Here is a 13,691-nt window from a genome sequence, read left to right on the forward strand (position 1 = left end):
GGGTAGCAGTGACATTTGCACTTGAGTTTGAACAATCACTAAAAACCCTGTCAGTCCTCGATGCTGGTATCCCCGGGCTAATACCCGATGAAATCTTCAGTCCGGTGAATGCCAAAAAGATATGGCAATTCTATTTCCATGCCATCGACGACATTCCGGAATTTCTGCTGGCCGGTAAGGAAGCTGAGTACCTGAACTGGTATTTTAATAATAAGACATTCGTAAAAGACGCCTTGAGTGATGAGGTTATTTCACATTATATTCAATGTTACACGGGTAAAGAAAACTTAAAATATGGTTTTGAGTACTATCGTGCCTTTAATGAAAGCGCCGGGCAAAACCTAGCTTATAACGCTAAATTAATTATACCGGTTTTGGCTATCGGTGCGGAATACGGACAAGGGTTGAACATGGATATTGCAATGCAGAAAGTGTCTGAACATCCTGTTCAATGCATCAGCATTGAAAACAGCGTTCGTATAGTCGACTTAATTATTAACCGTGGTTACTCAGGCATTCTTTTTTACCTGAGCTACACCTAAGTTGACGATTTTAGGAAATAAAACAGAGGTTGCCTACAGGCAACCTCTACTGAATTAATTTATAGAAGATACTTCTCGAATGAAGCTGTTTAGGTATAATTTACATTCTATCAGTTTCGATTTTTTACCTTAGTAGCCTGAGGTTTGGGTCAAGTTTCCTTGGGATGCATCAATTTCGCTTTGAGGCACCGGAAAAACAAGATAGTCGGTCTTACCTAATTGCCCGATCCATTGTGTATAAAACTTACCTTTTAAATCGCCCTTAGCCTCAAAGCCTCCGGCTACAGACCACTTCTGATAGTACTCTTTTAATAAATTGGTTCTGCCCTGCCTAACCAGGTCCCACCAACGTATTTCTTCCATTGCCAGTTCAACACGGCGTTCGTGCCAAATGTCTTTAAGTAGCTGGTCTTTGGTAGTAAAGGTGCGCATCGGCAATTCTACGTTTTCCACCGTATGAAACTGAACTGCACGCTGTGGATCAACTTTAGGAGTTTGATTGGCGCGCTTACGTACTTCATTAACATAAAACAATGCTTTGGTGAAATTAGCAGCAGATGACTGTGTTAATGCTTCGGCATAAAGTAAATACATATCGGCAAGTCTGAAAATGGTTTCATTTTTTCCTGAACAAAACACATCTGATGTACGCTCGGACTCAATAGTGTAAATTTTACGGTTACTGTAACCATATGGGTTAAACTGGTCGTTCTTTTGTGGCACACCAGCTTTGAACTCATCTTTTGGCCAGTTTATCGTATAAATAATTCGCGGATCACCGGGTTCAAACTCATTAACAAGATCCTGAGTTGGTTGGTTAAAACCAAAGCCCCAATCGCCCCGGCTCATCTGGAATACAACACGCGGGCTTCCTTCGCAATCATCGCCCCAGCCTGAGGCCTGGTTGATGAAATTTATCTCAAAGATGTTCTCGGTGCTGAACTCACCTTCTAAACGGAAAAGCTTACCATAATCATTAACTAATGAATATTCGCCATTGTCCTCTACAAGTGCTTTAAGTACCGGCACTGCCTCGTCGTATTTTCGTTGAAACATTAAGGCTTTAGCTAACAACGCCTGCCCGGCGCCCTTTGAAGCACGACCCAATTGTTTGCCTGATGCAAGTTCGCTCCGGGTAGGTAAATTAGGTATAGCCTCATTAAGATCAGTTTCCACCTGTTTCCAAATATCAGCAACAGGTTTACGTACCAAATTTTTAGGGTTTATATCTGCAAAATCGATTACTGAATTGGTCAGTAAAGGAGCATCTCCAAAGGCCATGGCAATGTACCAGTAATTAAACGCACGTAAAAATTGTGCCTCAGCACGATATTGATTTTTTAGCTTCTGACCCGCCTCATCAGTTGGGAAAGGTACACCATCAATCTTTGAAAGGATGATGTTAGCTTTGGCGATCCCGGTGTATGAGCCTACCCATAGATCCCGAACCGTACCGTTGGTTGACTGAGGGCGATTTTCAAGTATTTGTTCAAATTCCGGAGCATCACCCACACTTTCGCCACCTTTAAGGGCATCGTCACTGCCTATATCGCCAAACACCCACCTTGCATTTGTAAGTCCGTCATTTTGCAAGGCGCTATAGTTATCCATCAAAGCGCTGTAAATATGATCAGGTGTTTTGTAAAAGTTCTCAACTTGCCTTTTTGATGAGTTTTCCTGGTCTAAAAAACTTTTTGAGCAGCCTCCGCTCGCCAAAAGAGCTGCTATCACAAAATATAATGATTTTTTCATTTTTATTATTTTAAGATTAAAACTTCATGTTTACACCGACTTGTAAAGTTCTTGATTGAGGAAAGGTAAAATAGTCCATACCAATAAGTCTTTGACGCTTGCCAACATCACCCTCGCCATAAGGGCCTATTTCAGGATCAAGACCAGAATATTTTGTAAATGTGAAGAGGTTTTGAGCAGAGATATATACACGCATTTGAGAGATTTTAAGCGCGGATAACGCTTTCGAACTTAGGCTGTAACCTAATTGAATGTTTTTAATACGAGTATATGAACCGCTCTCCACATACCAGTCAGATGCCCTGAAATTATTGTTAGGATCATTTACAGACATGATAGGATTAGTGTTTGATTTGTTATCCGGTGTCCAAGCGTTGTATGCTGCACCCGCCGCAATATTATCAAAACCTAAAGGATGATTTATCTGGTACTTGTTATTGTTGAATAACTTATTGCCATAAGAGCCCTGCAGGAATACAATCAGGTCAAAACTGCTATATTTAAGGTTGATGTTAAAACCGTAAGTAAACTTAGGATGTGGATTACCTATAGCGGTTTTGTCATTATCGTTAATGATACCGTTTCCGTCCACATCAACAAACCTGAAATCACCAGGACGCGCATTTGGCTGCAATTTTTGACCCGAACTGTTTACATAATTATTTACCTCTTGCTCACTTTGGAATATTCCATTTGTTTTCCAACCATAAAACTCACCTATAGGATGTCCTACTGCAGTGCGTGATGCAGCCGTTACTCGTGAGCCTGGCACACTTTCCACATATGGCTGGCCTTCCCCAAGGCTGGTAACTTTATTTCGATAGGTTGACAAATTGCCACCAAGGGTATACTTTAATTTACCAGCGCTACCATTATAGTTTGCGGTAAACTCAAATCCCTTATTGCTAACTGTACCGGCATTCACCCAAGGTGATGACACACCAAATGTAGCAGCTACAGGATACAATATAAGCATGTCTCTTGTTTTACGGTTATAGTATTCGGCCTCTAAGGTCAAAGCATCATTAAAGAAACCAAATTCCAAACCTAAGTTTGATTGTTCTGAAGTCTCCCACTTTAATGCCCTGTTACCAGTATTTGATATAGCGTAACCTTGAACGATGTCACCATCATTTAATACAAAGCGCCTATAAATAGTACCCTCAACAAATGATGTATAACTACCCGCGCCAATGTTTTGATTGCCTAGCTGGCCCCAGCCACCCCGTACTTTAAAATTTGTGAACCAAGGCATGTTAAGGCTTTGCCAGAAGTTTTCACGACTGACAACCCAACCAGCAGATACTGACGGAAACGTTCCCCAGCGGTGACCCGGATAAAAGTTGGCTGATCCGTCACGACGAATACTGGCTGCTAGTAGATATTTATCATCATAGTTATAATTGATACGGCCAAAATAAGAAGCGATTGACCATTCGGTAGCAGTGCCATTTACACGCGGGTCTTTGGTTCCGGCATCAAGATATTGGAAATATGGATCATTGCCGGGCTGACCATAATTGCTACCGTTAACGCCATGCGTTTCATTATATTCCGCCTGTGTACCGGCTAATATTGTAAATTTATGTCTACCCAGTTTTTTGGTGTAGTTAAGAGTGTTTGACCATACCCAACCATTCCTGCTTAATGCGCCTGTTGTTACTGATGATACTGTATTTTGATCGCTCGGATCAAAATAGTAGGTAGGGCTAAATGATTTGTTTTCGTTACGCGAAATATCCACACCAAAATTAGTGTTGAAATCCAAACCGTCAACAATTTTTACATTACCGTAAACATTACCTACTATTCTTAATACACGACTGTCACCAATTTGTCTTGCCAATAACGCCTTAGGGCTGCTGCCAAATGTAATATTTGAGTTACCCCATTTGCTAAACGGGTCCGACTGGTCGCGCGCAGGGTCTACAACAGGTACCAACGGATCGTACAATTGTATCGACTGGAGGATAGAGGCCAAAGTATTTTCTGTAACTTGGTTTGATATGCTCAGGTTCTCTCCTACTTTAACACGTTTATTTAATTTAAAGTCTGTGTTTAAACGCACCGAAATCCGCTTGAAGCCGGATGGTTTGATGATTCCTTCCTGATCAAAATAAGCAGCAGATAAATTATAGCGCGCGTTGTCGGTACCTCCGTTTATGCCCACGTTATAGCTTTGGACCAATGCGCTTTTTACAGTTTCTTTCCACCAGTTAGTATTGAATCCCTGATCATATTCGGCCTTGGCGTTTAAATAACCTGCACCTGTTTCACCATGTATGGACTTCATCATGTACAGGTATTCATCCGCATCAGCAGGTTTATAATTTTTCCATGGTTGAGCTGAACCTACATATCCTTCAAACGTAACAACAGGCGATCCTTTACTCCCTTTCTTGGTAGTAATCAAAATCACACCGTTTGCCGCTCTTGAACCATAAATTGCTGCCGCGGAAGCGTCCTTTAAAACTTGTAATGATTCGATGTCTGATGGATTAAGATAGTTCATGTTCTCTACCGGTACTCCGTCAACCACATACAGCGGATCGTTGTTATTAACAGTACCTATACCACGAATACGAACTGATACCGGCGATCCCGGTAAACCTGAAGCAGATGTTACCGTAACACCTGACGCCCTGCCCTGCAAAGCCTGTTCAATACCGGTTACAGGTAAATCCCTAAGCGCTTTTGCATCAACTGTTGAAATTGATGAGGTAAGATCGGCCTTGCGTAATGTACCATAACCAATAACCACCACCTCATTCAGCCGGGTATTCTGGCTTATAGCCATTTTAATGTTAAATACACGTTCGCTACCAACCACAGCCCTTTGCTCAGCATAGCCTACAAAACTAAAGCTCAATGAATCGGTAGCCTCAACACCGTCAAGTTTGAAATTTCCTTGCTGATCTGTTACAGTGCCTTTGGTTGTGTTAGTTACCCTCACCGTTACGCCCGGTAAGCCAATTCCTGTTTCATCAAACACTGTTCCTGTTACAGAAAAAGCATTTTCGGAAACAACCATATTTGGTACATTGGCTGCCGCAATTTGCCCCGGTTGGTTTTCTTTAGTTTTGGTAAGTATTATTCTGTCACTGATTACTTCGTATTGAATTCCGGATGATTTAAATAACACATCAAGTATGCTTGAAAGCTTTTCGTTTTTAGCTGAGACTGATACATGCCTGCCTGTTTCTATAATTTCACGGCTGTATGAAAACTTTATGTTCGCTTGTTTGCTCAACTCTTTAAGTGCGTTTTCAAGCTTCTCATTTTGAATAGTAATGGTTACCGTTTTTTCGAGCAATGCTTGCCCATTGGTATCTTTAGCATAGGACAAGCCTGTAAGCAGGATTGCTATAATCAATTGGCCTATTGTTAATTTCATAATTCTACACCATGTGTTGGGAATACATAGAAATAATTTCATAGATTTAAATCGTTAAGTTTTTAAGAAAAAATGAGACAATACAAAGCCACATGAAAATGCGAACCGGCAATTCAGGCTTTGAGAGAGAAAGCAGGGGTATTGGCGTACTCCTGCTTTTCTTTTTTTAATTTATTGTGTGGGGTTAGGTATTATTCATATGCTTTAATTTAGGTTTAATTGTTTTTATTGGCTTCCATAATAATTTTATCTCCATCTAGCTGGTAAGAGATATTCAGTGTTTTACATAGTATAGTTATCACTTCGGCCAGGTTAAGTCCGGTGAAGTTAACATTGATGGTATATTGCTCAAGATCAGTGGTTCTTAGTTCAATTTTTGAACTAAAACGGTTATTTAATGTTTTAACAACCTGGGCTAAAGGTGTGTTGTTGAATGACAAGTCAACCCGTTTCCACATTTTCAATTCTACTAACTCAGGTTTATCTCTGATAAAAGTTTTTTTAGGTTTACTAAATACTACGTGGTCCTTGGGATAGAGCAGAAACTCTTTTGGTTGTTGATGTTTAACCACACTGCTATTTAACTTTACCGAAACTTTTCCCGTTACCACGGTAACATCCGCAAAGTTGATAGCTCTTGAGTCCCGAACTCGAAAACTTGTTCCCCATACCTTTGTGATTATATTAGAGCTATGCACTATAAAAGGCATCTTAGAGTTTTTTGTAACTTCAAAAAAAGCTTCACCAACCATAAATACATCCCGGCTTGTACCTCGAAACCTGTTTGCAAACTTAATTTCAGCTCCTGGATTAAGCCAAACTTGTGATCCGTCGCTCAATTGCCTGGCAACAATATGGTTGGTTTTATTGCTTACTATAACTACGCTTTCTGGTCCAGGGGTTGAACGCGATGGAAATACAGGCCTTATTTTAAAATATGTTATGCCTAGCGAAATAATTAACATTGCTGCTACCCCTCTTAATACAATGTAAAGAAGTTTTCGATTAGCAGTTTTGCCGGTTCTTTCAGACAAGATAATTTTGTGATTAACCTTTTGGTATATATGCTCACGGAGGGCAATTTCATTTTCCTGGTAAATGGTTGACAGAGCATCTTTCTCAGCATCAAACGAATTATACCACTCCAAAACAGCCCTACGCTCGTCAGTAGTACAGTTTCCGTCTAAAAATCTTTTTAATAACTTTTTTGAAATAGATGGTTTCATTTGGCTGAGCTTATAATAGCCCGTTATTTAACCAAGTGATAAAATTTGACGTTATCCCCCAAACACTATCGTATTTTTTTAAAATAAAAAGGAGCGTAATGTGGTTTTTAAATAACGCAGTGCGCGTGTTATCTGATTTTCAACTGTTTTTTCAGTAATTCCCAATGAGTGGGCTATTTCCTTATTCGTCCTGTGCTTGTTACGGCTAAGGTCAAAAACTTCACGGCAACGCGTTGGCAAATTGTCCATTTGAACTTGCAAGCGGTTATAAAGATCATTAACAAATATGGTCTCCTCGGTCGAATTATCGATAATAATGTTGTTCATAGCAGCTATTATCTGATACTCACTTTCCGACATTTCCAGGTGAATTTGCTTGATTATCAAATAACGCATTGCCCCAAATAGATATGCTTTTAATAGCGTAGTAATATTAAGTGAGCCCCTTCGCAACCAAAGATCAGCAAACAGGTCTTGAACCAGCTCCTCAGCTATTTCATATGATTTTAATCGTTTATATGCAGTATTATATAATTCACCCCAGTAACGATTGTATATCTCTCTAAACGCACCACTATTATCCTCGCTCTTCAACAAGGCAACCAACTCAGTGTCGGATAACTGTGTGTAATTCTTCATCTATTAAGAGACTGGTTAAATGGTTTACGAATTCTAAAGTCAGAAAAAAAACAATACCAAGCAAAATTAATCGATTTAGTAAAGAAGAATCGTAAAGACGAGTAACATCCATCAGGATTAATATGTGTTTTGTATCATTATAATTTTAATTGATTTTAACTTATGCCTGTAACCCTAATTAAGTTTCAAGATACCGTATATTTATTTGAATGAATTCTGATCTGTTTTTACACTTTTCTATTATTCAACATTTATTGTATTATTGTATGCCATTAGCTAAAAGCTTTTACCAATAAATTGGCTTTGCTAACTCTTCTACATTAACCAACCAAAAAATAAAACTAACATGCTAAAAACGATTACTTCGATTGTTTTGCTGGCTGCCGCGGTCTTTAGTTCGAATGCTCAGCAGCGTTACTTCACCATGGATATGGTCCATCACAACCGTTTCCGTCGAACAAGATTCGCCCCAAAGACTTTGCGCCAAGGTCATATGCCGGTAACAGCACAAACACCCTCACCGAACCTTCCCGCAATGGAATGATCCGCAATACTTCGTCCACATCTTTCTTTCGCTTCAGCCAGGCTTTTATTTCTTCCATGCAAACAAAGTTGAAAAATAAATTGTAAAAAGCTATAGGTTTTGCTAAAAATATTAGCATAGTTTTGTAGGCCCCAAATTGTACCATCATGAATGCAAGGAAAGAAGAACTGATCGCTAAACTTCGCCAGGACATTATTGCCTGGGAAGGCTACCGTCCGCCCGAAGCGGGCAGCAACGTTTCGCTCGGTTTAGGTCCCGTCGAAACCGCTTTTCCCAATAGCATATTTCCCACCGGAACTATTCACGAAGTACTCAGCGCAACACCCGAAGATACCGCTGCCTGCGGCGCGTTCCTCTGCGGCCTGCTTTCCCGTTTACTCGCCGATGGCGGCGCTTGTTTGTGGATCAGCTGGTCCAGACGCATCTATCCGCCGGCACTGAAACGCTTCGGTCTGAATGCTGACCGTATCATCTTTGTGGACGTACCCATTCAAAAAGACGTCCTTTGGATCGCTGAAGAAGCCCTGAAATGCGAAGGCGTTGCTGCCGTGATTTGTGAAACCACCGCCCTGACCTTTATGGAGTCCCGCCGCTTGCTTTTAGCCGTTGAAACCAGCCGTGTCACTGGCTTCATCTTGCGTAAAGGCGTTAAAAACGCCAACTCAACCGCATGTACCGCACGCTGGCAGATCCGTCCTGTCCGAAGTTCCCTGCGTCCCGGCATGCCCGGCGTCGGGCATCCCCGCTGGCAGGTAGATCTCCTGAAAGTGAAGAACGGGCAACCCGGCAGCTGGACGCTAGAATGGAAAAACAAAAGTTTTAAAGTCGTTACTCCGCAGCCGACCATTCAAATCCAGCGCCGTTATGCCTAAACGCTTTGCCGCCATATGGTTTCGTTATTTACTCACCGATCAGCTCGCGATCAGGCGACCCTCCCTGCGTGAAAAACCCGTGGCCATCGTTACGCTCGATCATGGTCGCAAAGTTATCGTCGCCCTTAATGCCAAAGCCATCCGATCAGGCCTGCAAACCGGCATGACCGTTGCCGATGCCCAGGTACTCCTCGGAGACCTGCAGATCTTTGATGATAAACCCGGCCGTAACCTCAAGCTATTGAAAGGCCTGGCCGAATGGTGCCTGCGTTACACACCGCTGGTTGCCATCGACCCGCCGGACGGCCTCCTGCTGGATGTCACCGGCTGTACCCACCTCAAAGGCGGGGAGAAAGCTTATCTCACTGAAATCTACCAGCGCCTGAAAGACATCGGTTATGATGTTCGCCCAGCTATTGCCGATACCATTGGTGCTGCCTGGGGCGTCTCGCGCTGCGCCAGCAACGGCCTGCTCGTAACCGCAGGGCAGCACCGCAACGCGCTCATGCCACTGCCGCCATCAGCCTTACGCTTACCTACACCGCTTTTGCTCAAGCTGCACGAACTCGGCCTGTACCAGATCAGCAGCTTTATTCATATGCCCAAATCCGTACTCCGCCGCCGCTTCGGAAAAGACCTCGTTTTACGGCTTTACCAGGCATTAGGGCAGGAAGCAGAATTCCTGTTCCCCCTAAAGGAACCCGTACCCTATACCGAAAGACTGGATTGCCTCGAACCCGTCAAAACACGGCCCGCGATTGAGATCGCGCTCCAGGACTTACTGGAGCGGCTTTGCAAACGCCTGCACAGTGAAGGACTTGGCATGCGTAAAGCCACCCTCACTTGGTATCGTGTTGACGGCAAAAGCGGCCATATCACCATCGGCACTAATCACGCCACCCACCGCAGCCCGCATCTGTTCAAGCTGTTTTTCATCCATCTCGATGAGGTGGCACCAGGCCTCGGTATTGAACTCTTTACGCTGGATGCAGATGCTACCGAACCATTAAGCAATAAGCAAAGTGACCTCTGGGCCGGTAAACCGTGGGCGGACAGCGAGCAGGTGGCTGAACTCCTTGACCGCATCGCGAGCCGGGGGGAGATCAGGCATTACCTGCCCGATGAACATTACTGGCCGGAACGCAGTTCCAAAACAGACAGCATCAGCGCTCAACCGCAAAACGACTGGCGCGAGGATAAACCCCGGCCTATCCAATTACTGGAACCGCCGGAACCCGTGGAAGCGATGGCGCTGACACCCGACTATCCACCCAAACAGTTCATCCATCGCGGTACCCGTCATGTTATTGTCGGCGCAGATGGTCCCGAACGGATCGAAAATGAATGGTGGATCGATACCAACACGCAACGGGACTACTTCATCGTAGAAGACGAACAGGGCCGCCGTTACTGGATCTTCAGAACTACCGACCGCTGGTTTTTACACGGATACTTTGCTTAAAAAAATGAATTACGTCGAATTACAGGTCACCAGCAACTTCAGCTTCCGGCGGGGTGGCAGCCATCCTGAGGAACTCGTGGATCGGGCAGCCGACCTCGGCTATGATGCCATCGCCATAACAGACCGCAATACTTTTGCCGGTGTTGTTCGAGCTTATACGGTGGCCACCGAAAGAAAGATAAAATTAATCATCGGCGTCCGCCTGGACCTGCTCGACGGCCCCAGCCTGCTGGCTTATCCCAAGGACAAAGCCGCTTATGCCAGGCTTTCCGCACTCCTGACACTCGGCAACCTTCGTGCGGAAAAAGAAAAATGCTATATCAGCAAAAAAGATGTGTATGAGCACAGCGAAGGCAGCTTTTTTGTGATCATACCACCTGCCACGCTCACAGTTGATTTTGAGTTCGAACTCGTTTTTACCGAACACGTGGCCGACTACAGAAAACACCTGCCTGACCTGTACTTGGCAGCGACCAAATACTATACCGGCGATGACGAAAAACGCCTTTTCCTGCTATCCGAACTCGGCGTGCCGCTCGTCGCCACCAATGACGTACATTACCACCACGCCGGTCGCCGCCAGTTACAGGACGTATTGACCTGTGTTCGCGAAAAGTGCAGCGTCTTCAATGCCGGTTATAAGCTGCATCAAAATGCCGAGCGGCATTTAAAACCCGATGAAGAAATGCAGCGCCTGTTCGCCCGGTATCCCGAAGCCATCCAAAATGCCAGATACATCGCAGACCATTGCCGCTTCGACCTGAAAAGCCTCAAGTACCAGTACCCGCATGAACTTACCACCGAAGGCCGCACCCCGCAGCAGCAACTGGAGTACCTTGCCTGGAAAGGCGCTGACCAATACTACAAAGGCAATATCCCGCAAAAGGTTAAAAACGCCATTAACGAGGAACTGCAGATTATCGCCGAAACCGAAACCGCCAACTATTTTCTAACCGTAGAGGATTACGTTACCTGGGCCCGGAACCGGAACATCCTTTGCCAGGGACGCGGTTCTTCGGCTAACTCCGCCGTCTGCTTCGTGCTCGGTATTACCGCCGTTCCACCGGATAAATCCAACCTGCTTTTCGCGCGATTCCTGTCCAAAGAACGCAACGAACCACCTGATATCGACGTCGATTTCGAGCACGAGCGACGCGAAGAGGTCATGCAATACGTCTATAACCGTTTCGGCCGTGACCGCGCCGCCATCCTACCCACCGTCACCATGCTGCACTTTAAGGGTGCTGTCCGTGATGTCGGCAGGGCCATGGGCTTGTCCGTCGATGTGGTCGGCCACCTGGCCGATGCCTTCGGCGATTTCTCCGATGATGAACTGACTGCCAAAAGCTTACAAGGCCTTGGCCTCAATCCGAAAGACCCGCACCTACTGAAAACCCTCGAACTTACCGGCGAGATGATCGGCTTCCCCCGGCAGCTCGGCCAGCATACCGGCGGCTTTGTCATCACCGATGGCAAGCTCAGCGACCTCTGCCCCATCTTCAAGGCCCGCATGGCCGACCGCACCAATATTGAGTGGAACAAGGACGACATCGATGCCCTCGGCTTCATGAAAGTCGACATCCTCGCCCTTGGTATGCTTACCTGCATCCGCAAGGCATTCGACCTCATCAAAAAGCATTATAACAAAAACTGGACACTCGCCACCATTCCGCAGGATGACCCTAAAGTCTACGAGATGATCACCGCCGCCGACACCCTCGGCGTCTTCCAGATCGAGAGCCGCGCGCAAATGTCCATGCTGCCCCGGATGAAACCCACCTGCTTCTACGACCTGGTCATCGAAGTGGCCATTGTCCGTCCCGGCCCGATACAGGGCGATATGGTGCATCCGTATATCCGCAGAAGAAACGGCGAAGAACCTGTTGACTATCCATCCGACGAGATCAAAAGCATCCTTGAACGTACCTTAGGCGTACCCCTGTTCCAGGAACAGGCCATGGAACTCGCCATCGTTGCCGCCGGCTTCACCCCCGGCGAAGCCGACCTCCTGAGACGCAGCATGGCCACCTTTAAGTTCAACGGCCTGGTCAGCAAGTTCGAGCACAAACTCATCAACGGCATGAAAGAAAGAGGCTACAGCGAAGAGTACGCCAGACGCATTTTCAAGCAACTCGAAGGCTTCGGCAGCTACGGCTTCCCCGAAAGCCATGCCGCCAGCTTCGCCCTGCTCGTTTATGTTTCCTGCTGGCTCAAGTTCTATTACCCCGACGCGTTTGCCGCTGCCCTACTCAACAGCCAGCCCATGGGCTTTTACCAGCCCGCGCAGATCATCCAGAATGCCGCCCAGCATGGCGTCAAGATCCTGCCCATTGACATTAACCATTCTCAATGGGATAATACACTGGAAATGTTTGATGATCGGCAAGATGCGATAGACAAACAACGCGATGAACAGGACAATCAACCAAACAAATATTTCGCGCTCCGCCTGGGCACAAGACAGATCAAAGGCGCCCGTGAAGAAGAAATGCGCAAACTAGTCAAAGGGCAACCTTACACCGCACCCCACCAGCTTTGTGATGCCGGTGTCAGTGTAGCCACACTCGAACGCCTTGCAAGCGCGGACGCCTTCCGTTCCATTAACCTCGACCGCAGACAAGCGCTTTGGGAAGTCGCCGCCTTACATGACCGCCCCGTCAACCTGTACGAAGGGCAACCCAGCGAAAGCACCTATGAACCCGAGGTCGAACTGCCTAAGCTCCAGCTATCTGAACACGTCGTAAAAGACTACGCCACCACCGGCCTGTCCATCAAAGGTCATCCGCTCAGCTTTATCCGCCACCAGCTGAATATGCTGCGCATCGTACCCGCGCAACAGGCCAACACCACCGACAACAAAGCCCTCATCAAAACCGCAGGGCTCATCCTTATCCGCCAAAGACCAGGCACCGCCAAAGGCGTTTGCTTCATCACACTGGAAGATGAAACCGGCACCAGCAACCTCGTAGTATTCCCTAAACTGTTCGACAAATACCGGAAAGAGATCCTCCACGCAAGACTGCTCATGGTAGAAGGCGTCGTGGAACGCACGGAAGTCACCCACATTATCGTCAGACGCATTTTCGACATCACTAAACTGCTCGGTAACCTAACGGCCATACCCAACACCCAGCAACCCGTGCTCACCCTATCCAGAGCCGATGAAAAAGCATCACCCTTCATCCCAATGGAAAAACCACTGAAAACCCTGGATAATGATTCAGCCGACTACCTGCACAAGGGGCGGAATTTCAAATGAA

Annotated in this window: 9 protein-coding genes; 4 read left to right on the forward strand and 5 right to left on the reverse strand. The window is 45.7% G+C overall.

The window, feature by feature from the left end:
* A partial coding sequence (locus tag EOD41_RS20800; RefSeq protein WP_449406675.1) for a hypothetical protein occupies positions 1–542 on the forward strand: 542 nt, incomplete at its 5' end.
* Positions 543–671: 129 nt separating this feature from the next.
* Here EOD41_RS20800 and EOD41_RS18645 read toward each other — a convergent pair.
* From EOD41_RS18645 to EOD41_RS18665, 5 genes are all read right to left on the reverse strand, one after another.
* The gene (locus tag EOD41_RS18645) at positions 672–2,294 is read right to left on the reverse strand and encodes a RagB/SusD family nutrient uptake outer membrane protein (protein ID WP_127707800.1); all 1,623 of its coding nucleotides are present in this window, start codon (positions 2,292–2,294) and stop codon (positions 672–674) included.
* A gap of 16 nt (positions 2,295–2,310) precedes the next feature.
* Positions 2,311–5,688, reverse strand: coding sequence for a SusC/RagA family TonB-linked outer membrane protein (locus EOD41_RS18650; protein WP_164849984.1), 3,378 nt, complete (start codon positions 5,686–5,688; stop codon positions 2,311–2,313).
* Positions 5,689–5,903: 215 nt separating this feature from the next.
* Positions 5,904–6,914, reverse strand: a complete 1,011-nt coding sequence (locus EOD41_RS18655) for a FecR family protein (protein ID WP_127707804.1) — start codon at positions 6,912–6,914, stop codon at positions 5,904–5,906.
* A 78-nt stretch (positions 6,915–6,992) separates the two neighbouring features.
* A complete protein-coding gene (locus tag EOD41_RS18660) occupies positions 6,993–7,553 on the reverse strand; it encodes an RNA polymerase sigma-70 factor (protein WP_127707806.1) in 561 nt (186 codons plus the stop codon).
* 419 nt (positions 7,554–7,972) lie between these two features.
* Positions 7,973–8,215: a hypothetical protein gene (locus EOD41_RS18665; protein WP_127707808.1), complete on the reverse strand. Its 243-nt coding sequence runs from the start codon at positions 8,213–8,215 to the stop codon at positions 7,973–7,975.
* A gap of 28 nt (positions 8,216–8,243) precedes the next feature.
* Between EOD41_RS18665 and EOD41_RS18670 the strand changes: the two genes are divergently transcribed.
* From EOD41_RS18670 to EOD41_RS18680, 3 genes are read left to right on the forward strand one after another with little or no spacing between them, the layout of a single operon-like run.
* Positions 8,244–8,969: an ImuA family protein gene (locus EOD41_RS18670; protein WP_127707810.1), complete on the forward strand. Its 726-nt coding sequence runs from the start codon at positions 8,244–8,246 to the stop codon at positions 8,967–8,969.
* Positions 8,962–10,431 (forward strand): Y-family DNA polymerase, encoded by a 1,470-nt coding sequence (locus EOD41_RS18675; protein ID WP_127707812.1) that lies wholly within the window; start codon positions 8,962–8,964, stop codon positions 10,429–10,431. Before EOD41_RS18670 ends, EOD41_RS18675 begins: the two co-directional genes overlap by 8 nt.
* 4 nt (positions 10,432–10,435) lie before the next feature.
* A complete protein-coding gene (locus EOD41_RS18680) occupies positions 10,436–13,690 on the forward strand; it encodes an error-prone DNA polymerase (RefSeq protein ID WP_127707814.1) in 3,255 nt (1,084 codons plus the stop codon).
* Position 13,691 lies beyond the last annotated feature (1 nt).

This window comes from Mucilaginibacter limnophilus, from assembly GCF_004005815.1.
Classification (GTDB): domain Bacteria; phylum Bacteroidota; class Bacteroidia; order Sphingobacteriales; family Sphingobacteriaceae; genus Mucilaginibacter; species Mucilaginibacter limnophilus.